The 23,135-nt window shown below is 65.9% G+C and carries 19 protein-coding genes; 10 read left to right on the top strand and 9 right to left on the bottom strand.

What is annotated here, in order from left to right:
• Positions 1-86: 86 nt before the first annotated feature.
• Positions 87-404 carry a c-type cytochrome gene (locus HALO32_RS00260; protein ID WP_151441779.1) on the bottom strand — a complete coding sequence of 106 codons (318 nt, stop codon included), beginning with the start codon at positions 402-404 and terminating at the stop codon, positions 87-89.
• 185 nt (positions 405-589) lie between these two features.
• Positions 590-1,042 (bottom strand): Rrf2 family transcriptional regulator, encoded by a 453-nt coding sequence (locus HALO32_RS00255; RefSeq protein ID WP_151441778.1) that lies wholly within the window; start codon positions 1,040-1,042, stop codon positions 590-592.
• A gap of 159 nt (positions 1,043-1,201) precedes the next feature.
• Here HALO32_RS00255 and HALO32_RS00250 point away from each other — a divergent pair, with 159 nt between their 5' ends.
• Positions 1,202-2,377 carry an NnrS family protein gene (locus tag HALO32_RS00250; protein WP_151441777.1) on the top strand — a complete coding sequence of 392 codons (1,176 nt, stop codon included), beginning with the start codon at positions 1,202-1,204 and terminating at the stop codon, positions 2,375-2,377.
• A gap of 115 nt (positions 2,378-2,492) precedes the next feature.
• Positions 2,493-3,878, top strand: a complete 1,386-nt coding sequence (gene hemN, locus HALO32_RS00245; RefSeq protein ID WP_151441776.1) for an oxygen-independent coproporphyrinogen III oxidase — start codon at positions 2,493-2,495, stop codon at positions 3,876-3,878.
• A gap of 58 nt (positions 3,879-3,936) precedes the next feature.
• On the opposite strand, the gene gdhA is transcribed toward hemN, so the two are convergent.
• Positions 3,937-5,289, bottom strand: a complete 1,353-nt coding sequence (gene gdhA, locus HALO32_RS00240; RefSeq protein ID WP_151441775.1) for an NADP-specific glutamate dehydrogenase — start codon at positions 5,287-5,289, stop codon at positions 3,937-3,939.
• Between the two features lie 480 nt (positions 5,290-5,769).
• Between gdhA and ubiT the strand changes: the two genes are divergently transcribed.
• The 3 genes from ubiT to HALO32_RS00225 all read left to right on the top strand — a co-directional run bounded on the left by ubiT (position 5,770) and on the right by HALO32_RS00225 (position 10,357).
• Positions 5,770-6,249 (top strand): ubiquinone anaerobic biosynthesis accessory factor UbiT, encoded by a 480-nt coding sequence (ubiT, locus tag HALO32_RS00235; protein ID WP_151441774.1) that lies wholly within the window; start codon positions 5,770-5,772, stop codon positions 6,247-6,249.
• Positions 6,250-6,286: 37 nt separating this feature from the next.
• The gene (locus HALO32_RS00230; RefSeq protein ID WP_151441773.1) at positions 6,287-9,529 is read left to right on the top strand and encodes an LAGLIDADG family homing endonuclease; all 3,243 of its coding nucleotides are present in this window, start codon (positions 6,287-6,289) and stop codon (positions 9,527-9,529) included.
• A gap of 75 nt (positions 9,530-9,604) precedes the next feature.
• On the top strand, positions 9,605-10,357 hold the full coding sequence (locus tag HALO32_RS00225; protein ID WP_151441772.1) for a ribonucleoside-diphosphate reductase: 753 nt from the start codon (positions 9,605-9,607) through the stop codon (positions 10,355-10,357).
• Positions 10,358-10,477: 120 nt separating this feature from the next.
• On the opposite strand, the gene HALO32_RS00220 is transcribed toward HALO32_RS00225, so the two are convergent.
• The 3 genes from HALO32_RS00220 to ubiU are packed head-to-tail and all read right to left on the bottom strand — an operon-like array spanning position 10,478 to position 13,150.
• Complete coding sequence (locus HALO32_RS00220; protein WP_151441771.1) at positions 10,478-11,218, bottom strand: anaerobic ribonucleoside-triphosphate reductase activating protein; 741 nt, start codon at positions 11,216-11,218, stop codon at positions 10,478-10,480.
• Positions 11,219-11,223: 5 nt separating this feature from the next.
• The gene (locus HALO32_RS00215; RefSeq protein ID WP_151441770.1) at positions 11,224-12,144 is read right to left on the bottom strand and encodes a U32 family peptidase; all 921 of its coding nucleotides are present in this window, start codon (positions 12,142-12,144) and stop codon (positions 11,224-11,226) included.
• A gap of 10 nt (positions 12,145-12,154) precedes the next feature.
• Positions 12,155-13,150 carry a ubiquinone anaerobic biosynthesis protein UbiU gene (gene ubiU / locus HALO32_RS00210; RefSeq protein WP_151441769.1) on the bottom strand — a complete coding sequence of 332 codons (996 nt, stop codon included), beginning with the start codon at positions 13,148-13,150 and terminating at the stop codon, positions 12,155-12,157.
• A 209-nt stretch (positions 13,151-13,359) separates the two neighbouring features.
• Between ubiU and HALO32_RS00205 the strand changes: the two genes are divergently transcribed.
• Positions 13,360-13,803 (top strand): globin, encoded by a 444-nt coding sequence (locus HALO32_RS00205; protein WP_151441768.1) that lies wholly within the window; start codon positions 13,360-13,362, stop codon positions 13,801-13,803.
• Positions 13,804-13,906: 103 nt separating this feature from the next.
• Here HALO32_RS00205 and HALO32_RS00200 read toward each other — a convergent pair whose 3' ends face one another.
• From HALO32_RS00200 to ytfE, 3 genes are all read right to left on the bottom strand, one after another.
• Entirely contained in the window at positions 13,907-14,470 is a 564-nt protein-coding gene (locus HALO32_RS00200) for a hypothetical protein (RefSeq protein WP_151441767.1), read from the bottom strand.
• A gap of 322 nt (positions 14,471-14,792) precedes the next feature.
• Positions 14,793-15,410: a hemerythrin domain-containing protein gene (locus HALO32_RS00195; protein WP_151441766.1), complete on the bottom strand. Its 618-nt coding sequence runs from the start codon at positions 15,408-15,410 to the stop codon at positions 14,793-14,795.
• Between the two features lie 60 nt (positions 15,411-15,470).
• Positions 15,471-16,127 carry an iron-sulfur cluster repair protein YtfE gene (gene ytfE / locus HALO32_RS00190; protein ID WP_151441765.1) on the bottom strand — a complete coding sequence of 219 codons (657 nt, stop codon included), beginning with the start codon at positions 16,125-16,127 and terminating at the stop codon, positions 15,471-15,473.
• Between the two features lie 166 nt (positions 16,128-16,293).
• Here ytfE and norR point away from each other — a divergent pair, with 166 nt between their 5' ends.
• The 4 genes from norR (at position 16,294) to HALO32_RS00170 (ending at position 23,056) form a co-directional block, all read left to right on the top strand.
• Positions 16,294-17,829, top strand: a complete 1,536-nt coding sequence (norR, locus tag HALO32_RS00185) for a nitric oxide reductase transcriptional regulator NorR (RefSeq protein WP_151441764.1) — start codon at positions 16,294-16,296, stop codon at positions 17,827-17,829.
• A gap of 108 nt (positions 17,830-17,937) precedes the next feature.
• Complete coding sequence (locus HALO32_RS00180) at positions 17,938-18,555, top strand: TetR/AcrR family transcriptional regulator (protein WP_151441763.1); 618 nt, start codon at positions 17,938-17,940, stop codon at positions 18,553-18,555.
• On the top strand, positions 18,552-19,934 hold the full coding sequence (locus tag HALO32_RS18205; protein WP_151441762.1) for an efflux RND transporter periplasmic adaptor subunit: 1,383 nt from the start codon (positions 18,552-18,554) through the stop codon (positions 19,932-19,934). The genes HALO32_RS00180 and HALO32_RS18205 overlap by 4 nt, the downstream gene beginning before the upstream one ends.
• A complete protein-coding gene (locus HALO32_RS00170; protein ID WP_151441761.1) occupies positions 19,931-23,056 on the top strand; it encodes an efflux RND transporter permease subunit in 3,126 nt (1,041 codons plus the stop codon). The genes HALO32_RS18205 and HALO32_RS00170 overlap by 4 nt, the downstream gene beginning before the upstream one ends.
• The last annotated feature ends 79 nt before the right edge of the window (positions 23,057-23,135 follow it).

Raw genomic sequence — 23,135 nt, 5'->3', positions numbered from 1 at the left:
GTCCTTGCGAGGGTAAACACTGGTGGCGAGGCCATCACCCCGGCCGCTTCCCATCAGGAGTGGCCGGCTCGAGGGCCGGCCGGTGATCAGGGCTGGAGGCTGGCGTAGTAGGCGGCGATATCGGCGATGTCCTCATCGGATAGCCCCTGAGCCTGGGGCGTCATCAGGGCAGACATGCCTCCGCCTCGCTGGCCTTCCCGGTACGCCTTCATGGAACTCTCCAGATAGGCGGCGGATTGGCCGGCCAGGTTCGGATAGATGGGCGCAGTGCCCATGCCGTCGGTGCCGTGGCAGGCGGCGCAGGCGGAGATCTTGCCCTTGCCGGCTTCAGGGTCACCGGCGGCCTGGGCGTCCAGGGCCAGGAAGGCGCCGCCTAGCAGGGCGGCAACGAGCAATGACTTCATAACAAACCTCCGAAATGCATCTTTATGCGTATGAAAAGACCCGTCTTGGGCAATGGTTGCGCCGGGCGATGCAGATCATGATGCCAGTCGTCGCCCGGATGGCGCTTGACGTGCGTCATGTCTAGCTTAGCCCCGTAAATGAAAAAGGCAAAAGAGGATGCTAATACAGAGATCGTGGGGAAGGCTCAGGCGTCGGGCGGATCGCCCTCGAGCTGCAGCAGCCGTATCAGCTTCGGCTGCTGGGGACCGATCAGGTCGGCCAGAGTGTAGTGGTCGAGGACGGCAAGAAAGGCGGCGAGCGCCTCGGCCAGGATCGGCTTGAGCCGGCAGGCGGGCGTGATGATGCACTCGTTGTCGTCGCCGAAGCACTCCACCAGGGTCAGATCGCGCTCGGTGTCACGAACCAGTTTGCCCAGCGAGATCGTCTCGGGGGCGCGCTTGAGCAGCAGGCCGCCGTTCTTGCCACGGATGGAGGTGAGGTAGCCTTGATGGTTGAGGTCTTGCACCACTTTCATCAGGTGATTGCGGGAGATATCGAAGCGCCCAGCGATTTCGCTGATGGTTGAGCGTTGCTCGCCCTTGGCGGCTAGGTAGATCAGCACGCGCAGCGAATAGTCGGTGAATCGAGTCAAGTGCATGGAAACCCCGGCGAATTGGACACTTTGCAAGGCATGTTATGCAAACAGATTATTCTATCATCATGCCTGTTAGATTGGATTTTCGACTGTGGCATTTGGCCGCGTGGGGATCCCTGCCACCCCATTGGCATGATCTCTTTTAATAGGTAATTTACATGCATGTTACGATTCTTTTCCAATAGCGCAGGTCAATCCGACAGCATCCGAAGGGCTGACCGGCGTCCAGCCGGGGCGTTATTCTTTCCCCTCGCCGCTCTTCATGCGGCTCTGGCAGTTCCGCTGTCGCTGGCGGCAATGTTCGGTCAGTTGCCGGCGCTGGCGACGCCGGCAGCCCATGGTCGTGAGCTGCTGTTCGGCTTCGCCCTGGCGGTGATGGCGGGTTACCTGCTGGGCCCGCTGCCGCCCCGCCGACTGGCCCTGCTGGCAGGGTTGTGGCTGGTCGGGCGTCTTGGTGGACTGGCGGGCTACCCGGCCTGGCCCGTGCTGCTGGCCGATGTCGCCTTCGCCCTGCTGTTGGCTTTCCTGGTGGTACCGCGCTTCCTGTCGGCCAAGAAATGGCGCAATCGTATTCTCTCGCCCTTGCTGGGGCTGCTCTGTCTATTGGCGGTGGCCAGCCTGGTGGCGCGCCCGGCCTTTCCGGGCCTGCTCTCCTCCCTGCTGCATCAAGGGGTTCTCTGGCTGCTGCTGCTGATGGCCTTCATGGGCGGAAGAGTGATCGCCCCGGCGGTGAACGGGCACCTGATGGCACGCGATCGGGCGACCGGCGCCGGTGTCCAGCCGCGGCTCGAGGCGATTCTGACCGGCCTGCTGGGCGCCGCCGGGCTGCTGGCACTCTGGCCGATGCTGTGGCCGCTGGCCGGCGCGCTGCTGGCGCTGGCCGGGGTGGTGATCCTGGTGCGGCTATGGCGCTGGAAGCCCTGGGCACTTCGCGAACGACCGGACCTGCTCGGCCTGCTGCTCGGCTATGCCTGGCTGGGGGGAGGGGCCCTGTTGATGGCGGGCGACCTCCTGGCGGGGGGCTCGTTGGAGGGCCGGCTCCATGCGATCACCGTGGGGGCGCTCGGCACCCTGGCCAGCGGCATCATGCTGCGCCAGGCGATCCTCAGGGCCAAGGGACGCCCCGGTGAGGAGCGATGGCTGCCGCGCCTGGCCGGGCTCTTCACCCTGGCGGCAGGGCTAAGGCTAGCGCTGCCTGTCGCCGGTTTGCCGGCGCTGTGGGGCGCCGCCGGGGCCTGGAGTCTGGCCTGGCTGCTGGTGGCATGGCGCTTGGTGCACTGGCGCCGCCGCGGGCTGGCAACAGCAGCACGTGCCGCGACACCCCCTGCCGCGAATTGATCTGAGTCAGCTACCCCTTGAAGGGTACCGACGCGCCCGGTCTTGGCTGGCATAATTCGCCCATGCGGCGGTGGCCATGGCCGCCGCCTTACGGTTCCAGAGGCTCGATTCCATCATGCAAGATACCCTGCCGTTCATCCGTCCCCTGGTCGAGAAGTACGACCGCCCGGGGCCGCGCTACACTTCCTATCCCACGGCACCGCAGTTCCAGGCGGCCTTCGCCGAGGACGATTATCGTGCCGCCGCCGAGCGCAGCAACCGGGCCGCGACGCCCAAGCCGCTATCGGCCTACGTGCATATCCCGTTCTGCGAGAGCCTCTGCTACTACTGCGCCTGCAACAAGATCATCACCCACAATCGCGAACGGGCTGCGGCCTATCTCGCCTGGCTCAAGCGCGAGGTCGAGCTGCAAGGGGCGCTGTTCGACGATTCTCGGCGCATGACGCAGCTGCATCTGGGCGGTGGTACACCCACTTATCTGAGCAACGACCAGCTCGGCGAGCTGATGGCGGCGCTGGATACCGCCTTCCACTTCGCCGAGCCCGAGGCGCGGGAGTTCTCCCTGGAGGTAGATCCCCGCACCGTCACCCCGGAGCAGATCCACGAGCTGCATGCCCTGGGGTTCAATCGTCTGAGCTTCGGCGTGCAGGATTTCGACACCCGGGTTCAGGAGGCGGTCAACCGCATCCAGAGCGAGGCCCAGGTGGTGGAGCTGGTGGCCGCGGCCCGCGAGGCCGGCTTCCAGTCGGTGAGCGTCGACCTGATCTACGGCCTGCCGCTGCAGACCGTGGCAAGCTTCGACGCCACCCTGGACAAGATCATTGCCCTGCGTCCCGACCGTATCGCCGCCTACAGCTATGCCCACCTGCCCGAGCTGTTCAAGGCCCAGCGCCTGATCCGTCCCGAGGACATGCCGCCGCCGGAGCGCAAGATCGAGCTGCTGGAGCTGACCATTCGCCGCCTCACCGAGGCCGGCTATGTCTATATCGGCATGGACCATTTCGCCCTGCCCGAGGACGAGCTCTCGCTGGCCAAGGAGAACGGCACCCTGCAGCGCAACTTCCAAGGGTATTCGACACATGCCGACTGCGACCTGATCGGCCTGGGCAATACCGCCATCGGCAAGGTGGGTGACAGCTACAGCCAGAACGTCAAGGAGACCGCCCAGTACCAGGCCCGCCTCGAGGCGGGGCGGCTGCCGGTGATGCGCGGCTACCGCCTGAACGCCGATGATCGGCTGCGTCGCGATGTGATCAACGCCCTGATGTGCCATGGCCGCATCGATTTCGCCGCGATCGAGGCGACCCATGGCATCGACTTCCGCGCCTATTTCGCCGACGCCCTCGCCGAGCTCGAAGAGATGGCGGACGACGGCCTGCTGGTGATCGATGAGGAGAGCATCGAGGTGCTCCCGGCCGGACGGCTGATGATGCGTAATGCCGCCATGGTTTTCGATGCCTATCTGAACCACAGCACCGGGCGCTATTCGCGCACCGTTTGAGTCCCGATAGGCGCCCTCGGGGCGCCGTGTCGCATTGGGCGGAAGCCTCGCGGAGGGCTCAGACGACGCCCTGCTCGATCATGGCATCGGCCACCTTGCGGAAGCCGGCGATATTGGCGCCCAGCACCAGGTTGGTGGAGTCGTCGAACTCGGCGGCGGTGTCGGCACACTGGCAGTGGATGTGGGTCATGACCTCCTTGAGCTTGGCATCGACCTTCTCCAGCGACCACTGCTGCATGCTGCTGTTCTGGGCCATCTCCAGCTGGCTGGTGGCCACGCCGCCGGCATTCGCCGCCTTGCCCGGGCCGTAGGCGACTTTCGCGGCCAGGAAACGGTCTACGGCCGCGGCGGTGGAAGGCATGTTCGCCCCCTCGCTGATACAGGTCACGCCGTTGCCCAGCAGCGCCTCGGCATCGGCCTCGATCAGCTCGTTCTGGGTGGCGCAGGGGAAGGCCACGTCGCCTTTGAGGCGCCAGACCGCATGGCCGTCGTTTGGATAGTCACGAGTCGGGATATAGTGGGCCTCGGGATGCGTTTCCAAATAGGCCGCCAGCGAGACGCGCCTGACTTCCTTCAGCTCCTTGAGCAGTGCTAGGTCGATGCCGCGAGCGTGATGGAGGGTGCCTCGGGAGTCGGAGCAGGTGATGGGGATCGCGCCGAGCTCATAGAGCTTCTCGATGGTGTAGATGGCCACGTTGCCAGCACCGGAGACCAGGCAGGTCTTGCCTTCCAGGGTCTCGCCGCGGGCCTCGAGCATGTTCTCGGCGAAGTAGACGGCGCCGTAGCCGGTGGCCTCCTTGCGCCCGAGGGAGCCGCCCCAATTGAGGCTCTTGCCCGTCAGCACGCCCTCGTAGCGGCCGCTCAGGCGCTTGTACTGGCCGTAGAGGAAGCCGATCTCGCGGGCCCCCACGCCGATATCCCCGGCCGGGACATCGGTGGTCGGACCGATGTGGCGATAGAGCTCGCTCATGAAGGCCTGGCAGAAGCGCATGATCTCGACGTCCGACCGGCCCTTGGGGTCGAAATCCGACCCGCCCTTGCCGCCCCCGATGGGCAGCCCGGTCAGGGCATTCTTGAAGATCTGCTCGAAGCCCAGGAATTTGATGGTGCCCGAGGTGACGCTGGGATGGAAACGCAGCCCGCCCTTGTAGGGGCCCAAGGCGGAGTTGAACTGAACCCGGTAGCCCTTGTTGACCTGCACCTTGCCGCTATCGTCGGTCCAGCAGACACGGAACATGATCTGGCGCTCCGGCTCGACGATGCGCTCTATGATGCCTTGGTCGAGGTAGTGGGGGCTGCGCTCGAAGAGTGGACGCAGGCATTCCAGTACCTCCTCGGCGGCCTGGTAGAACTCGGTTTGGGCCGGGCTGCTCCTGCGGAGCGCCTCGAGGGTTTCATGGACGTAGGGCATGGGAAGAGTCCTGTGCGATGGAAGCGGGTCCACCGCACTATAAGGCAATGCACCATTATGCGGCAACGGCATGGGCTATGCAGGGAATGGGTAAAATAATGAGGCGAATTGCCTTCAAATTGGCAGGAAATTGTGCACCAGTTTGATGCGTTAGGTGTTCTTAAAAGATAGTTATTCAACGCAATACCGCCGGCCTTCAGGCAAGCGCCCGATCCCTTCCCGATCGAGCCTGCCTGCCATGCCGGCGTGCCGCATAGAGTCTGGGCCGGCGCACAGCCGGTGCGGCGGGGCACCCGAATGGTCGTAAGTTTTTTGTACATCTTGTGCTTGAGTCAGGACATTGGTCTATATATGGTAGTGACTCACCGAAAGCAACGGTGCCGGCGACGGCTTGACGCACGTCAGTGCGGGCGGTTTAGATGGCCCCTAGGATGAGCGGTTTGGCGGCCCAGCCGCGCCGATGTCATCAGGAGTAACCTCATGTCCCTGCCTCTACCTTCGTTCCCGCTCCCGTCCGTCCCGAGCCGTCTGATCCGCACCCTGGATCCCTGCATCCCGCTGGCCGTCAAGCGTCGGTTGGTGGAACCGCTGCTCAACCGCACCTTCGCCGAGCCTCTTGAAGAGGGCGAGTTCGATGCCCTGGAGGGACGACGAATCAGTCTGGCTATCGAGGATCTCGGCGTGATGTTGACACTGAGCCTCGAGGCGCAGCGCCTGGTGCTCTGCCGTGAACCCGGCGAAGCCACCATTCGCGGCGGCTGGCGCGAGTTCCTTTGCCTGGCCACGCGTCGCGAGGATCCCGACAGCCTGTTCTTCCAGCGTCGCCTGCTGATCGAGGGCGATACCGAGCTGGGCCTGATGGTCAAGAATCTCCTCGACGGTCGCGAAGAGGGACTGGCCCAGGGCCCCTTCGGTGAACTGCTGGTCCGCCTGGAGCGACTGGCGAGACGTACGACCTGAGTTTTTTCGATAAACGCATTTTTCCGGAGCCATCTGCATGAGCACATCCACCAAGGCCGTGAAGTCATCCAGCGAGGTCCCCCTGCAGGGGCCGTCCCGCGATATCTGGGACTCCAAGTATCGCCTCAAGGACCGTCACGGCCACCCCGTGGATAAGGACGTCACTGCTACCTGGGACCGTGTGGCCCGGGCTCTGGCGGCCGTGGAGGGTAACCAGGCCGATGAGTGGCTGCCGAAGTTTCGCTGGGCGCTGGAGAACGGCGCCATCCCCGCCGGGCGCATCATGTCCAACGCCGGCGCCGAGGCCTACAAGCCGGCGGTGAGCCTGATCAACTGCACCGTGTCGCGCACCATCCGCGATTCCATGCACGATATCCTCGACTCGGTGGTGGATGCCGGCATGACCCTCAAGGCGGGCTGCGGCATCGGCTACGAGTTCTCCACCCTGCGCCACAAGGGGGCCTTCGTGTTCGGCGCCGGCGCCGGCACCAACGGTCCGCTGGCGTTCATGGATATCTACGACAAGATGTGCTTCACGGTGGCCTCGGCGGGCGGGCGCCGCGGCGCCCAGATGGGCACCTTCGATGTCGGCCACCCCGACGTGCGTGAGTTTATCGAGGCCAAGCGTGAGGCGGGCCGCCTGCGTCAGTTCAACCTCAGCCTGCTGATCACCGACGAGTTCATGGAGGCGGTGAAGCACGATACCGACTGGCCACTGGCCTTTCCGCTTCATGAGGGCGAGAAGGATGATGTCGACCAGAGCGAGCTGATCTACCGCGACTGGCCGGTGGTGGAAAAGGGCTATACCGTCGATGCCGAAGGGCGCGTGGCCTGCCGCATCGTCGAGGTGATCAAGGCCCGCGAGCTGTGGGACACCATCATGAGTTCCACCTACGATTTCGCCGAGCCGGGCTTCATCCTGATCGACCAGGTCAATCGCATGAACAATAACTGGTTCTGCGAGGAGATCCGGGCGACCAACCCGTGCGTGACAGCGGATACTTGGGTGCAGACCACGGAAGGACCGCGCCAGGTTGCGCAGCTCGTTGGCCGCTCCTTTGCCGCCGTGATCGATGGCGAGGCTTACCACAGCGGGCCCGAGGGGTTCTTCCCGACTGCCACCAAACCGGTGATCCGGCTGCGCACCGCCGAAGGCTACAACCTCAAGCTGACACATGATCACCGCATTCGTCGGGTATCGGCCTTTACGCGTTATCGCACGGAGACAGAGTGGTGTGCTGCGGGAGAACTGCAGGCGGGTGACCGGGTGTTGCTCAACGACCATCGTGATGCCTCCGGTTGGAGCGGCAAACTCGATGAAGCTCAGGGATACCTCCTGGGACTGCTGATTGGCGATGGCACGCTCAAGGAAGACAAGGCCATCCTGTCCGTATGGCCGCGGGCCGCCGTGGCCAACGGCAACGATGGCGCAATTTCCGAGGGTGTGCGTGCCGTCATGGCCCTGGCAGAAACGGCTGCCAGGAGCCTGCCGCATCGGGCGGACTTTTCAGGCTGGCAGAAAGTCAGTGGTCGCGATGAGTACCGTCTATCCACGGCCTCACTGCGAAATCTGGCGCTCGAGATGGGGATGCAGCCTGGTAACAAGGCGATCACGCCTGAGCTTGAGCAATCTTCATCAAGCGGTTATGTCGGATTCCTGCGTGGCTTCTTCGATGCGGATGGTTCTGTTCAGGGGAGTCAAGCGAAAGGCGTCAGCGTTCGTCTGGCGCAGTCTGACCTTTCCCGACTCGAAGCCGTACAGCGCATGTTGCAGCGTCTCGGCATCATTACCATGCTTTATCGGGACAGGCGCCAGGCCGCCAATCGCGACCTTCCCGATGGCAAGGGCGGTCATCGTGGATACGAGACTCTGCCTCAGCACGAGCTGGTGATCAGTGGTGCCAACCTCGAGCGCTTTTCCGCGCGTATCGGCTTCGGTGACCGTGACAAGCAGGATCATCTTGACACCCTGCTGGACGGGTACCAGCGCCAACTAAATAGAGAGCGTTTCGTTGCCCGGGTCGTGGGTCATGAAGATGCGGGTGTCGAAGAGGTTTATGATGTCCAAGTACCCGGCATCAACACTTTTGATGCTAATGCTTTTCATGCTCATAATTGTGGTGAACAACCATTGCCGCCCGAGGGCGCCTGCCTGCTCGGCTCGGTCAATCTGACCCGCTTTGTCATCGAGCCCTTCAGCAAGCGGCCACGTTTCGACTGGGAGCGCTATCGCCAGGTGGTGGCGATCTTCACCCGGATGCTCGATAACGTGGTGGAGATCAGCGCTCTGCCGCTGGAGGGTCAGCGCAAGGAGATCGAGGCCAAGCGCCGCCACGGCATGGGTTTCCTGGGTCTGGGCTCGACCCTGACCATGCTCAAGATTCCCTACGGCTCGCCCGAGTCACTGGCCTTCACCGAGGAGGTAAGCCGCAACCTGGCGCTGGAAGGCTGGAAGCAGGCGCTCGAGCTCTCCCGCGAGAAGGGCGTGGCGCCGGCACTGGCCGAGGACTTCGAGATCACCCCGCGCATGATACGCGAACGCCCCGAGCTCAAGCAGGATGGCTACGAGGTGGGCGACAAGGTACCCGGCCGTATTCTGCACGCCCGCTACAGCCGCTACATGCAGAAGGTGGCCGAGGTGGAGCCGGAGCTGGTCTCTCAGCTTGCCGAGCACGGCGCGCGCTTCACCCATCACAGTTCGATCGCACCCACCGGGACCATCTCGCTGTCGCTGGGCAACAATGCCTCCAACGGCATCGAGCCCTCCTTCTCGCATCGCTACTTCCGCAACGTCATCCAGTCGGGCAAGAAGACCAAGGAGCAGGTCGAGGTGGTCTCCTTCGAGCTGGCCGCCTATCGTCACTTCATCGCCGCCGACGCCGTGGAGAGTGACCTGCCCGACTACTTCATCACCGCCGATGCGGTGAGCCCCAAGCAGCATGTGGCGGTGCAGGCGGCGGCCCAGGTGTGGGTCGACTCGGCCATTTCCAAGACGGTGAACGTGCCCACCGAGTTCGCCTTCGATGAGTTCAAGGATCTCTACCTCGACGCCTACACCAGCAAGCTCAAGGGCTGCACCACCTTCCGCTTCAATCCGGAGGCCTTCCAGGGCGTGCTGGTACGCGAGGACGACCTCAAGAACACCACCTACGTCTTCGAGCTGGAGAACGGCGAGAGCGTGGAGTTGGCCGGCGACGAGAAGGTCATCTACGACGGCGAGGAGCACAACGCGGCGAATCTCTATGATGCGCTGAAGGAAGGCACTTATGGCAAATGGTAGTAACGGCTCTTGCCGGATCAGCCCCGAGCGATGGATGCCCAGTGCCACCCAACAACTTTCCGGAGGAGCCGCCTGATGGCCGTCGAGATCAATTCCAAGATCGTTTCCTACAGCGTCAAGAAGGCGGTGGAAGAACCACCGCTGGCCGACGAGAACCCGCTCACGGTACGTATCCCCTCTCGCCCTGAGGGTACTCTGGAGGCCGTGTCGGAGAAGATCTCCTATGTCGGCGCCGAGGGGCGCAAGAAGGTCTACCTGCTGGTGTCGTTCATGCCCGTGGAGGGCGTGCTCAATGGCAAGCGGGTAGTGATCGAGCGTCCCGTGGAGTTCTTTTTCCCCTCCGGCCAGCTCTCCAGCGAGCACCAGTGGATCACCGCCACCATGCGCAGCCTGTCGCTGGCCGCCCGGGGCGGCTATGTTACCCAGGCGGTGGCCGACCTGCGCAAGGTGGCCTGGGACAAGGGCCTGGTGCGCTGCGGCATGAACCGCTGGGGCAAGCCGATGTTCCACGACTCCGAGGTCGCGGCGATCGCCTGGTCGATCCAGCAGATCCTCTTTCGCCGCGGCTTCCTCGACCAGGACGGCAATCAGGTGCCGGTGGAGGAGCTGGTCAGCCGCTATGCCCAGCGCCTGGCGAGCGGCCATCCCTGGCAGCCGCCCACCAACGAGGAGATCGAGAAGATCGAGCGCAAGGCGCAGCATGCCGATCACGCCAAGAGCGACGGTCCCACCGTGGTGGGCCACTGCCCCGAGTGCAACGGCGAGCTGATCATGATGGACGGCTGCCCCACCTGCTACTCCGGCTGCGGCTGGTCCAAGTGCGGTTAACGATAGCCCGGTTAACAAGAGCGCGGCTAGGCTGACCGCCAGCCGGCAATCGCCCACCGCCCCGGGTCACGCGAGTGTCCCGGGGCGGTGGCATTTGGGAGCGTGTCTTCAGAATCTGCGTCAGCCCCGCAGCTCGAGGTGGTCGAAGTGGCGATTCAGCCGCCGGACCAGGGCCTCCAGCGCCTCCCGGGGCGGTGCATCTTCCACCGGCTCGCGGTAGGCGGGATCCAGGCAGCGCTCCAGGCGGGCCAGCTGGATAGCGTAGCGGCGCACACCACAGTCGGCCAGGGTCATGGCCAGGCGCTCTAGCGCTTCCAAGGTGAAGTCCCGCCAGTGCAGCGTGGTGCGGCACTCGAAGGGCACCTCACTCTCCAGCAGCAGCGACAGGCTGCGTGCGTGGCGCTGCCAGATGCCGCTACGTTTACTGATGCGGTCGAAGTCGATGCCGCGCCCCTTGGTGTCCAGGGCCACCCAGTCGAGCCGCGGCAGCAGACGTTCCAGGCGCTCCGGGTAGGAGCCGGCGGTGTGCAGCCCCACCGCCAGTCCCAGCGCCTGGCAGGCGTCCGCGGCAGCCGGCAGGTCGGGGTGCAGGCTGGGTTCGCCGCCGCTGAACACTACCGCATCGAACTCGCCGATCCGAGCGGCCAGCAGTCCCTCGATGGCGTGCCACTCCCCCGCTGCAGCGCTCCGTGCCGGCCCCATGCTGCTCGCCGTCTCGCAGTAGCCGCACTGCAGGGGGCAGCCCTGCAGGTAGACCACCACGGCCCGCCGCCCGGGGAAGGCATGGTCGTCCCGGGCGTCGAAACCGGCGATGGGCAGGTGAATCGCGGCGCCGGGCTCGGGCGTCAGGGTAATCACCATGGCGCTCACCTCAGGCCGGCGCCCCGGCTGTGGTCCATGCCGGGTCGCCCATGCCAGTAGCCGTCGCAGATCTCGGCGTCCACCAGCGCCAGCGGGTCGGGAGCGGGAAGCGCGCCGCGCCGGGCGGCATCGAAGTCGGCGACCACCTCAGCCATCCCCTCGGGACGCGGGCTCAGGCGAGCCACGCCGACGCCCATTTCGGCCATGTCGGGTAGCTCGTGGCGCAGGTCCTGGCAGGCGCCGGAGAGCGTCTGGATACCGTTGAGGGTAAATACCTGGTCCGCCTCCTGGGTACGCAGGGCGAGGCCCTCCGGATGCTTCTGGCAGACGAACTGGCAGCGGTCCTTGGGTTTCTGGTAGCGCCGCGCGGTGAAGCAGCGCGACGACCAGGCCAGCGGCAGGTGGCCGTAAGCAAACACCTCGCAAGGGGCGTCGAGGCCCTGCTCGCGGCAGTCGGCCAGCAGCCTCGCCAGGTCCTCCTTCGACATCTCCACTGGCGCCTCCCAGCGCCGCATGCCGATGCGGGAGAGCACGGCCAGCGTCGCCGGGTTGTAGAGATTGAGTGCAGCACCGGCCACGAAGGGCTGGCCAGCCGCCGACAGGCGCTGAAGGGCGCTCTGGTCGTTGGCCTCGACCAGGAACTCGCCGTTGTCACAGAGCTTGCGCAGGTCGCGCAGGTCGGCCTCCGACTCGATCAGGGTCTGGCTGGCCAGCACCACCTGCTTGCCGCTCTGGGCCAGTTCGCGTCCGATGCCTAACCAGTCGTCGAGCTTCATGTCGCGGCGCCGCGAGCACACCGACTCGCCGAGATGGACGATGTCCACGGGCCAGTCGGCGGCCTCGCGATAGAAGTCGGCGTAGCGCTCGCGGGTCCAGTAGAAGAGCACCGGGCCGAGCGACAGCTGGAGCCTGGGGGTGGCAGACATGGGCTCTCTCCTATTTCCAGCGGCGCTCGTAGGCGCCCAGGGTGGTGGTGCTGCCTTCGGAGACCTCGCCGAGGCCGGTCATCCAGGCGGGCTCGGTGTGGAAGTGGCCGGGGGTGCGATCGAGGCGGTCTAGGGCCTGTCGCCAGATGCCGGCGACCTTGGAGACGTAGGCCGGGCTGCGCTGGCGGCCCTCGATCTTGACCGCACTGATGCCCAGCTCCGCAAGCTCCGGCAGCAGCTCCAGGGTGTTGAGGCTGGTGGGCTCCTCGATGGCGTGGTAGGTCTCGCCGCCCACCTCGAAGCGCCCCTTGCACAGCGTGGGGTAGCCGGCGTTCTCGCCCGCGGCGTAGCGGTCGATCAGTACGCCGTTGAGTCGCGATTCCAGGCCCTCCGGGGTCTCCTCCCAACGCACATGGGCGGCCGGGGAGCAGACGCCGCGGGTGTTGGGCGATTCACCGGTCAGGTAGGAAGACAGATAGCAGCGTCCTTCCGCCATGATGCACAGGCTGCCGAAAGCGAAGACTTCCAGTTCCACCGGCGACTGCTTGGCCAGGTCGCGCACCTGGGTGATGGAGAGCACCCGCGGCAACACGGCACGCCTGATGCCGAACTGCTCGTGGTAGAAACGTAGTGCCTCATGGCTGGTGGCCGAGCCCTGTACCGATAGGTGGCGGGGAAGGGAAGGGTGGCGGCGTGCGGCGTAATCGAGCAGTCCCATGTCGGCCATGATAAGCGCGTCGACGCCGAGGTCGGCGGCCTGGTCCACGGCACGGGTCCACATCGACCAGCCGTCCGGCTGGGGGTAGGTGTTGATGGCGCAGAAGACCCGTTTGCCGCGGGCATGGGCATAATCGATGCCTTCCCGAGCCCGCTTGTCGGTAAAGTTGAGACCGGCGAACTGGCGGGCGTTGGTGGTGTTCTGGAAGCCGAAATAGACGGCATCGGCCCCTTCATCCACGGCGCGCTTCAGGGCGGGCAGGTTGCCGGCGGGGCAGACGAGCTCCATGGCGAGACTCCTCTCGATGAAAACCCGACCATGCTAGTGGACTACCCTTGTCCGGCGTTTGACTGGTGTCATGGTGAAGGAGTATTCGTGGCAGACGTCTGTGGCATGACGCAGATCATGTCTAACCCAGAACCGGGGCGCAGATCGAGGCCCGGCGTGATCAGTTGACCTAGCCTCAGTACAGGCATATCGACCAGGCGGTGAGAGTCGTGGACGTTGAACGCCTCTTCGATGAGAGCTACGTGCGGGTGCTGAGCCAGGAGGTCGACGGGCAGGCGTTCTTCGCGGCCTTCTATGAGCGCTTTGTCGCGGCCTCCCCGGAGGTGGCGGAGAAGTTTCGCCAGACCGACATGGCGCGCCAGCAGGCCATGCTCAAGAAGGGCTTCTATCACCTGCTGGCGTTCTACGCCTCGAGCCATGCCGATTACTATCTGGATCAGGTGGCGATCAGCCACAGTCGCGCCCACCTCGATATACGTCCCGGGCTCTATGACCTCTGGCTCGAGGCCCTGATCGACACGGTTCGCAGCTTCGACGAGCAGTTCGACGACGAGGTGGAGCTGGCCTGGCGGCTAGTGATGACGCCGGGCATCGTCTACATGCGCTTCCACTATGATCGCTGTGATGATACCAAGCCGCCGCTCACCGACTGATGCGGTGGGCGGGGTCGGCGAAAAAGGAGGCTGCACGTATCGGGTTCTCACTATGGATCAGGGCCAGAATATCCGCTTGTCCTGAAGCAAGACCCGAGGCAGGTTAATCTGCAGATCTCTCGCCCGGCCCCTCGGGGGCCAGCCCCCACTCTGCCGGAACATCCGAGGCTTGCAGTCCCTCGAAGCGGTCGGCCACGTAGGCGCTGTGACAGGCCACACAGGATTCGGTCATGCGACCGAAGAGTTCCACCTGCCGGGGAGTGTCTTCCGTACGGCCAGCCTCGGCCAGTGATGCCGAGAGCTCATGCAGGTACGCATCCATCTGAAGGAATTCCGGTGGCACGGCGGCCTTCAGATCCTGACGATCCTGATTGGTCAGGGACTGATCCAGGATGAAGCTGTCGTGAATCGACTGCCCCTTTTCGGCCACCGTGGTGTGTCGTCCTTGCAGAATGGCGCTATAGACGTCCTGCATTGCCAACTCGACCTGAATCATTTCCTTCTTCAGCAAGCCTTGCAGCTTGGGCGTCAGATCAGGCCTGACGGGCTCTGCGGCCAGGCTGGTAGCGCTGATGCCCAGTGCTACCAGCGTGCCAAGGGCAAGGGCAGTGTGTCGGCCACGATCGCAGCGAGTAGGGGCTGAACGCGTCAACATGGTATGCAACATGATTGATCTCCCTTCTTGGTTCGTTTCGGATGTGTCAGCTTGAGCGTCGTCTGGATGTGCACCACCCTCATTATCCCATCTCGAAAGATCTTTCTGGGATTGCAGGGGTTCTTCTATCGCCATTTTCGGGCATGAAATAGCCATCTGTGCAGCACGCCAGCCAATATTCAGGCTAGCCCCGCCGCCGGCGTGGCGCAGGGGCAGCGTTCATATGATGTCCCAGATCAGCCGCCTGGGGTCTGAAATAGACGATGGCATCGCAAGGAACCCCCTACGGGCGCTGCTATGGGGGCCGATATCATTGGGTCAGTTGATTGTCGGATCAGGAAGCGGCCGCCGGTCTGGCGTCGCATAGCGGACAGAAGTCGGCCTGCTCACCATGGCCCAGACGCAGCCCGGTGTGGTGATCGGCGATCTGCCGATAGAGTCGCTGGAAGTCGGGACTGCCTTCGGCAGGACTGGTGAGCGAGATACGGGGCGACAGCTCATCCAACTCGCTGGCAGGGATACAGTGCTCGATCAGCGGGTAGACGTTGTGGTTCTCGCTGTGCAGATGATGGTGGTATAGCTCGCTGAAGGCGCGGGCCAGGTTGAGCCGGTTGAGGTCGAGCTCGACCTGTGGCGCCTCTTCGGCCTGGCGGTGGAAGGTCGCTTCCAGCTCCATTCCATCGCGGGTGATCCGCCTATGCTCCTCGGTGAGCACCGCCAGAAGCTCGGCGCTCTGCGCATGGCAGCCGGCCAGGCGGGCGAAGAGGATATCTTCCACTGGGTGGTGCCACTCCTCGGGCTGGCGGGTCAGGTAATGACACAGCCTGGCCAGCAGCTGGTAGTCGGGGAGCTCGTCACAGGCCGCGATATGCAGCTGGCGGTCGAGGATGCAGAGCAGCGCCGCATAGCGATGGTGGTCGGCGTGCAGGCGTTCGAGCAAGATGGCTTTCATGGTGGCCTCCCTGACGCGCCACCGGCAGGGCGACGCGTCGTGGTTGGGTGCGACTGGCGCTCAACCAGCGCGTTCGAAGAGCAGGTTGTTCTCCAGGTGAATGTGTTGCATCAGGTCGCCGCGGAACTCGCGTAGCCCGGTATAGAGGGCGCGCCAGGTGGTGCAGGCGCCCTTGGGCGGCGTGATGTTGTCGGTTAGCGCCATGACCTGCTCGAGGTTCTCGCCGTGATCGTCGTGCTCATGGCGCATCACCTTGATGGGGCCCTGGGCCTGGGCGCCCATCCCGCGGCGCAGCATCGGGAAGAGGATCTGCTCTTCCTTCTGCATATGGCTCTCCATCTCCTGGTGGATCGTGGTGAGCAGGTCGGCGAGGCCGTTGGGGCAGGTGTCGCGCTGGCCGTGGACCTGCTCGACGCGACGGGCCATGCGCACCAGTTCGGGCAGCTGCTGACGATGGACGTCGTGATAGCGGGTCAGGATATGGTCGATCAGCTCGTCGTTGCTGGCCGACTGCCAGTCGTTCTCCTCATTGGCACCGGCCGGCAGTGCCTCGAGCTCGTCAACCAGTGCCTGGGGGGCCAGGCCGACCCGCTCGGCGGCCTCGCGCAGGCTGATACGTCCGCCGCAGCAGAAGTCGATGTTGTGGTCGTGGAACACTCGGGTGGCGCCGGGCAGGGTCAGGGCGGTACGGCCAACGGTCTGTTCGATCAGGCTCATAGCGGGAGCTCCTGGGTCGGATGAATGACAGAGATAGGGGGTACCCCATACTTAGCAAGCGGCGTGCCAGTTCCCAAGGGCCTGTTTCATGGGGCATTGAGGCCATGCTGGTTAAAAATACCCGAATCCATTAGGGTAGATTGAACCCTTTAAGGTGAAAATCACCATGCTCGACGAGACCCTGCTGGCGGATCTGGTCGCCGACCTGCCCAGTGCAGTGCGCCTGCAGCGCCTGGTGCGCACCCTGCGCGAGGGCTTTCGCTGCGGCGCCGTCTGCTTGCTGCGCCTGGAGGAGGGTACCCTGGTGCCGTTGGCCGTGGAGGGCCTGGTGCGCGAGGCACTGGGACGGCGCTTCGAGGTGGCCCAGCATCCACGCCTCGCCACCATCCTCGCCAGTCGTCGCACCACCCTCTTCCCGCCGGATGCCACTCTGCCTGACCCCTACGATGGCCTGGTCGAGCAGCAGCCCGGCCAGCCGCTGCATGTCCATGACTGCATGGGCATCAGCCTGCACGTGGAGGGCGAGCCCTGGGGAGCACTGACCCTGGATGCACTGGAGGCCGGGACCTTCGATGCCGCGGACCGGGCGGCCCTGGAACGCTATGCGCTGCTGGTCGAGGCGGCGGTGCGGGTCAGCCGCCTGGAGCGTGACCTGCGCGCCCTGCGCATGGCCCACCAGGAGAGTGGCCTGCCGCTGGCAGCGCCCGAGGCTCGGGATATCCTCGGCCACAGCGCGGAGCTGCAGCGGTTGCTGCGCGAGCTCGACGTAGTGGCAGGGGTGGACCTGCCGGTGCTGCTCAGCGGCGAGACCGGGGTGGGCAAGGAGCTCTTCGCCCGCCGTCTCCACCGTCGCTCTACTCGACACGCCGCATCGCTGGTGCAGGTCAACTGCGCCGCCCTGCCGGAGGCACTGGCCGAGAGCGAGCTGTTTGGCCATGTGAAAGGGGCCTTCTCCGGCGCCACCGCCGAGCGCGCCGGGCGTTTCGAGGCGGCCGATGGGGGAACCCTCTTGCTCGACGAGGTAGGTGAGCTGTCGCTGCCGGTCCAGGCCAAGCTGCTGCGGGCCCTGCAGGAGGGCGAGGTACAGCGCCTCGGCGAGGATGTCCCGCGGCGTGTTGATGTGCGCGTCATTGCCGCCACCAACCGGCACCTGGCCGAGGCGGTACGCGACGGCAGCTTCCGCGCCGACCTCTATCACCGCCTGTCCGCCTATCCGGTGGCGATTCCGCCGCTGCGCGAGCGGGGCAGCGATGTCCTGGTGCTGGCCGGCCACTACCTGGAGATCAATCGGGTGCGTCTCGGGTTACGCAGCCTGCGCCTCTCTCCCGACGCCGAAGAGGCACTGCTGGCATACGCCTGGCCGGGCAACGTGCGCGAGTTGGAGCATGTGATCAGCCGCGCGGCGATCAAGGCCCTGAGCCGAGGCGCGCGGCGCGACGAGATCATCACCCTGGAACCGGCCTGGCTCGACCTGCCCGTGCCCGAGAGAGAAGGCAGCAGCGCAACGGAAATGCCTGAGAACGCCAGTGGGGTAGGCGCATCGAGCCTGCGCGAGTGCGTGGAGCGGGCCCAGCGCCAGGCGATCCGCGAAGCCCTGGCGGCCTGCGATGGCCGCTGGGCGACGGCTGCCCGGCGACTGGAGCTGGATCCCAGCAACCTGCACAAGCTGGCTCGGCGGCTGGGGCTGAAGCCCGGGCACTGAGCCTTTCCACGTCCCTTTGATCGACGTCATCCCGCGGCGGCTTTTCGCTGGCGGAGGCGCCGTTTCCGTGCTAGATAGTAACTGATTACTATCTTTTGGGGCTCGAGCATGTCACAGCGCCAGCATCTCCCCGCCGACGAGCGCCGGGAGCGCACCGTGGAGGCCGTCATCGAGCTTTGCGGCCGCGAGGAACCCGCCACCCTGACCACCGGGCGCATCGCCCGGCGCATGGGTGTCACCCAGGGGGCGCTGTTTCGTCACTTCCCCAGCAAGGAAGCGATCTGGGAGGCGGCGGTGGCCTGGATCGCCGAGCGGGTAATGGCACGCGTCGCCGCCGCTGCCGAGGGTATCGAGGACCCCTTGGCCGCCTTGGAAGCGATGTTTCTGGCTCACGTGGCCTTCATCGCCGAGCACCCGGGGGTGCCGCGGCTGCTGATGGGCCAGCTGCAGCACCCGCGGCCCACCGCCGCCAGCTGCCTGGTGCGCGAGCTGATGGAGCGCTATCGGCGGCGCCTCCTGGGCCTGCTCGGAGAGGCCGGACGTCGAGGGAAGCTGCGCCCCGAGCTCGACCTGGACGTGGCGGCGACCCAGTTCATCGGCTGCGTCCAGGGACTGGTGCTGCAGTCGCTGATTGCCAACGACGTGGCAGGCATCGTCGACCGGGCGCCGGCGGCCTTCGATCTCTACCGATACGGCATTCGCGTGGATGCGGGAGGTGACGCATGAGGCCCGCGATACGGCGCCTGGGGCGCGGGCTGGCAGTGCTGATCGGCGTTGTCGTGGGGGCGGCGCTGCTGGTCGTTTTCGTGGCCAATCGTCAGGCCCCCGAACGCGAGGAGGCGGCGGCCTCCGCCACCCCGGTCAGGATCGTCGAGGTCCGCCCCCTGGAGCTGCGCCTGGAGGCGCGAGGCCACGGCGTGGCGCGCCCTGCCGAGACCTGGCAGGCGACGGCCAACGTGGCGGGGCGCGTCGTCGAGCGACACCCGGAACTGGAAAGTGGCACCCTGCTGCCCGAGGGGACTCTGATGGTGGCGCTGGATCCCAGCCGCTACGAACTGGCCATTGCCGAAGCCGAGGCGGAGCTGGCCAGCCTGGCCGGCGAGTTGGCCCAGCTCGAGGCCGAGGAGGAGAACACCCGCCGCCTGCTGGGGCTGGAGCAGCAGGCGCTGGGTCTGGCCGAGCAGGAGCTGGCACGCATCGAGCGCCTGGCGGACAGCGGCTCGGTCTCCCGCTCACAACGCGACGAGCAGCGTCGCAGCACCCTGGGCCAGCGGCAGGCGGTCGCTTCCCTGGAGAACAGTCTGGCGCTGCTGCCCTCCCGGCGGGAGGTACTCGAGGCGCAGCGTGAGCGGGCCGCGGTGCGCCTGGCCCAGGCCCGGCAGGACCTGGCCGACACCCGCTTCGAGGCGCCCTATGACCTGCGCCTGGCCGAGGTGGAGGTGGAGCTGCATCAGTTCGTCGGCACCGGGCAGCGGCTGTTCCAGGCCGAGAGCCTGGCCGCCGCCGAGGTGGAGGCGCACATTCCCATCGCCATGATGCGTCGCCTGATGGCCGCGATCCTGGCCGAGGAGCCCTCTGGCCAGGGACTGGACCTGGACGAGCGACTGGACTTCTCGGCGGTCGACGCCGAACTCTTTCTGGCCGGTGCCGAGGGCGTAGGCTGGTCGGGAGAACTGGTGCGCGTGGCCAGTGGCCTGGACCCGACCACCCGTACGATACGCGCCGTGGTACGCGTCGATCACCCCTACCGCGATGCTCGGCCGCCGGATCGTCCACCACTGCAGCGTGACATGTACGTGCGTACGCGGCTTAGCGCGCCCAGCCCTGAGCCTAAGTTGGCGATCCCGGCCAGTGCGGTGCATCAGAGTGAGGTGTGGCTGGTGGATGGCGAGGCACGCCTCGAGCGGCGTGCTGTGAGCGTGGCCTTCGAGCAGGGCAACCTGGCGGTCATCGCGGGTGGCCTCGAGGCCGGCGAACGGGTGGTGGTCGATGACCTGCCCGCGGCGATCGCCGGGATGGCGCTTGAGCCGCGTCGCGACGAGGCGCTGGAGGCGCGTATCGCTGAGCAGGCGCTGGGCGAAGCACACAGGGAAGCCCAGCCATGATCCGCTGGTTCGCCGCCCATCCCACCGCCGCCAACCTGCTGCTGGTGCTGCTGATCGCCGCCGGTCTCTTCACCGCTCCGTCGCTCAAGCGCGAGACGTTTCCCGACTATCGCCCGGTGGAGGTGAGCGTCGAGGTGGTCTATCGCGGGGCCAGTGCCGCCGATGTGGAAGACGCCGTGTGCCGCCGCCTGCATGAGGCGGTGAAGGGGGTGGAGTTCCTCGACGAGTTCGTCTGCGTGGCCCAGGACAACCTGGCCAGCGCCACGGCCACCATGCAGGCCGGCGGCGATCCCCTGCGCTTTCTCGGCGAGATCGACACCGAGGTGGGTGCCATCAGCGAGTTTCCGGCCCGGGCCGACCCGCCGGTGGTGCGCGAGCTGCACCGCAGCGATCTGGTGGCGGCGGTCGCCGTATCATCCGACATGCCCGCCGGTCAGCTCGAGGAGTACGCCCTGCGCCTGGAGGAGCGCATCATGGCGCTGCCTGGGGTGGCGGACGTGGCGATCCACGGCATGTCCCAGCGCCAGTGGCAGGTAGAGGTGCCCGGCGAGGTGCTCGGCCAGCACGGCCTCTCGGCCCGCGAGCTGGCGCGGCGCATTTCGGCCCAGAGCCTGGACCTGCCGCTGGGCACCCTGGAAACCCCCGAGCGCGAACTCCTGCTGCGCTTCACCGACCAGCGCCGCTCGCTTGCCGAACTGGAGCGCCTGGTGGTGATGTCTGATCCGGCCGGTGGCGAGCTGACCCTGGGTGACATCGCCACCCTGAGCGAGGCCGGCGAACGCGAGGAGGAGAAGATTCGCTTCAACGGCGAACCGGCGCTGGTGCTGGAGGTGAGCAAGAGCCTGCGCGACGACTCCCTGACGGTGAAGGAGCGCCTCGAAGCGCTGATCGAGGCCGAGCACCGCCGCTTCGATGGTGGCATCACGCTGACCCTAACCCAGGATATGACCAGCATCGTCCGCGACCGCCTGCAGATGCTGGTGGGCAACGGCATCATGGGGCTGGCGCTGGTGGTGCTGGTGATGAGCCTGTTCTTCCGCCCGCGCCTGGCGCTGTGGGCGGTGCTGGGGCTGCCCGCCGCCTTCATGGGGGCCTTCCTGGTGATGGGGCTCGCCGGCCTCTCGCTGAACATGATCACCCTGGTGGCACTGTTGATGGCCATCGGCATCGTCATGGACGACGCCATCGTGATCACCGACAACATTGCCGCCCACGCCGGGGAGGGGGCCACGCCGCTGGAGGCGGTGGTGGCGGGGACCCGTCAGGTGCTGCCCGGGGTGCTGTCCTCCTTTCTGACCACCGCCTCGGTCTTCGTGCCGCTCTCCTTCCTGGCTGGCGAAATGGGGGCGGTACTGGAGGTGCTGCCGGTGGTGCTGATCGCCGCCCTGGCGGCGAGCCTTATCGAGGCGTTCTGGATACTCCCCCACCACCTCAAGGGCAGCGTGAAACACCTGCAGCAGGGCCAGGATTCGCGCTTTCGCAGCGCCTTCGACCGCGGCTTCGAGCGTTTTCGCGAGAGCGTGGGGCGGCTGGCCGATCGAGCGATCCGTTTCCGTCATGCGGTATTGGGGCTCGTATTGACCGTGCTGTTAGCATCTGTCGGCTTTATGGCTGGTGGCCACGTCGGCAGCGAGGCGATGCCCGACATCGACGGCGACGTGCTGGAAGCTCGCATCCTGATGCCCCAGGGCACGCCGCTCGAGCGCACCGAGGCGGTGGCCGAGCGGGTCGAGACGGCGATGCGTGAGCTCGACGCACGCCACTCTCCCGAGCAACCCGAGGGCATGGCACTGGTGGAGGCGATCCAGGTGCGCTTCAACCACAATCTCAGCGCCCGGGAGGCGGGCCCCCACGTGGCCACGGTCAGCGTCGACCTGCTCACTGCCGAGCGGCGCACCCTGACCCTGGATGCGTTGACCGTCGAGTGGCGAGAGGCGATTGGCGAGATCGCCGGGGTGCAGCGTCTGATCATCCAGGAGCCGGGTTTCGGCCCCGCCGGGGTGCCCGTGGAGGTGCGCCTGACCGGCGAGGATCTCGAGGCCATGAAGGCGGCGGGACGCGAGCTGGCCACGCGGCTGGAGGGCTATTCGGCGGTCTACAACATCATGGATGACCAGCGCCTGGGCAAGCCCCAGCGCGCCTACTCCCTGGCATCGGGCGCCCACGGCCTGGGGCTCACCGCCGAGGAGGTGGCGAGTCAGCTGCGTGCCGGCCTGCTTGGCGAGATCGCCGATACTCAGCGCATCGGCGAGCAGGAGATCGAGGTGCTGGTGCGCCAGGCCGAGGCCGACCGCGACGGTCTCGACGACCTGGCCGACCAGACCCTGATGCTCCCCGACGGCAGCCGGGTGCCGCTCTCGGTGGTAACCGAGGTGGCCGAGCGCCGCGAGTGGGCGCGCATCACCCGCATCGACGGGCGGCGCACCGTCACCGTGGAGGCCAACGTGGATGCCCGCCAGGCCAGCGGTCAGGCCATCGTCGACGACCTCGTCGGCAGCGGCTGGCTGGCGGACTTCGAGGGACGCCATCCCGAGGTGTCGGTCACCTTCGAGGGGCAGGTAGCCAGCTCCGCCGAGACCGGCGGCTCCATCGCCCGCGGTCTGCTGATCGGCCTGGTGGGGATCTTCGTGATCCTCTCCTTCCAGTTCCGCAGCTACGTGGAGCCGCTGATCGTCATGCTCTCGATCCCGCTGGCCTTTATCGGCGCCATCTGGGGGCATGTCATCATGGGCTACTACCTCTCCATGCCCTCGCTGATCGGCGCCGCCTCGCTGGCCGGCATCGTGGTCAACAACGCCATCCTGCTGATCCACTTCATCAAGACGCACCGCGAGCGAGGCATGGACGCGGTGGCGGCCGCCGGCCAGGCCTGCCGCGACCGGCTGCGTGCCATCCTGATCTCCACCACGACCACCATCGCCGGCCTCGCACCGCTGCTGGCCGAGACCAGCACCCAGGCGGATGCCATCAAGCCGCTGGTGATCGCCGTGGTGTTCGGCCTGCTCAGTGCCACCCTGCTGGTGCTGCTGGTGATCCCGGCGCTCTACGTGCTCTTCGACGACTGGGGCTGGACCCGCGAGGCCCCCGCCGAGGCGAAGCGACATGGTCCGGCCCCGCCTTGACCATGGGGCGGCACAGACTACCTTTAAAGATGTACTTTTTTTGCATCTTATAAATTCGGCAAGACGATGTGCACCATGG

The organism is Halomonas lysinitropha (assembly GCF_902500215.1).
Lineage (GTDB): Bacteria > Pseudomonadota > Gammaproteobacteria > Pseudomonadales > Halomonadaceae > Halomonas > Halomonas lysinitropha.
The sequence above is the reverse complement of the archived record's forward strand: the minus strand, read 5'-3'. Positions and strand labels throughout refer to the sequence as shown.

Bases quoted from the DNA above. Each gene is read 5' to 3' on its own strand.
- HALO32_RS00260 (WP_151441779.1), bottom strand. From the start codon at position 404: ATGAAGTCATTGCTCGTTGCCGCCCTGCTAGGCGGCGCCTTCCTGGCC.
- gdhA (WP_151441775.1), bottom strand. From the start codon at position 5,289: ATGCCCTACGTCCATGAAACCCTCGAGGCGCTCCGCAGGAGCAGCCCG.
- HALO32_RS00215 (WP_151441770.1), bottom strand. From the start codon at position 12,144: ATGTCTGCCACCCCCAGGCTCCAGCTGTCGCTCGGCCCGGTGCTCTTC.
- norR (WP_151441764.1), top strand. From the start codon at position 16,294: ATGCTCGACGAGACCCTGCTGGCGGATCTGGTCGCCGACCTGCCCAGT.
- HALO32_RS00195 (WP_151441766.1), bottom strand. From the start codon at position 15,410: ATGAAAGCCATCTTGCTCGAACGCCTGCACGCCGACCACCATCGCTAT.
- HALO32_RS18205 (WP_151441762.1), top strand. From the start codon at position 18,552: ATGAGGCCCGCGATACGGCGCCTGGGGCGCGGGCTGGCAGTGCTGATC.
- HALO32_RS00230 (WP_151441773.1), top strand. From the start codon at position 6,287: ATGAGCACATCCACCAAGGCCGTGAAGTCATCCAGCGAGGTCCCCCTG.
- HALO32_RS00225 (WP_151441772.1), top strand. From the start codon at position 9,605: ATGGCCGTCGAGATCAATTCCAAGATCGTTTCCTACAGCGTCAAGAAG.
- ubiT (WP_151441774.1), top strand. From the start codon at position 5,770: ATGTCCCTGCCTCTACCTTCGTTCCCGCTCCCGTCCGTCCCGAGCCGT.
- HALO32_RS00220 (WP_151441771.1), bottom strand. From the start codon at position 11,218: ATGGTGATTACCCTGACGCCCGAGCCCGGCGCCGCGATTCACCTGCCC.
- HALO32_RS00200 (WP_151441767.1), bottom strand. From the start codon at position 14,470: ATGTTGCATACCATGTTGACGCGTTCAGCCCCTACTCGCTGCGATCGT.
- ytfE (WP_151441765.1), bottom strand. From the start codon at position 16,127: ATGAGCCTGATCGAACAGACCGTTGGCCGTACCGCCCTGACCCTGCCC.
- HALO32_RS00170 (WP_151441761.1), top strand. From the start codon at position 19,931: ATGATCCGCTGGTTCGCCGCCCATCCCACCGCCGCCAACCTGCTGCTG.
- HALO32_RS00250 (WP_151441777.1), top strand. From the start codon at position 1,202: ATGTTACGATTCTTTTCCAATAGCGCAGGTCAATCCGACAGCATCCGA.
- HALO32_RS00180 (WP_151441763.1), top strand. From the start codon at position 17,938: ATGTCACAGCGCCAGCATCTCCCCGCCGACGAGCGCCGGGAGCGCACC.
- HALO32_RS00255 (WP_151441778.1), bottom strand. From the start codon at position 1,042: ATGCACTTGACTCGATTCACCGACTATTCGCTGCGCGTGCTGATCTAC.
- ubiU (WP_151441769.1), bottom strand. From the start codon at position 13,150: ATGGAGCTCGTCTGCCCCGCCGGCAACCTGCCCGCCCTGAAGCGCGCC.
- hemN (WP_151441776.1), top strand. From the start codon at position 2,493: ATGCAAGATACCCTGCCGTTCATCCGTCCCCTGGTCGAGAAGTACGAC.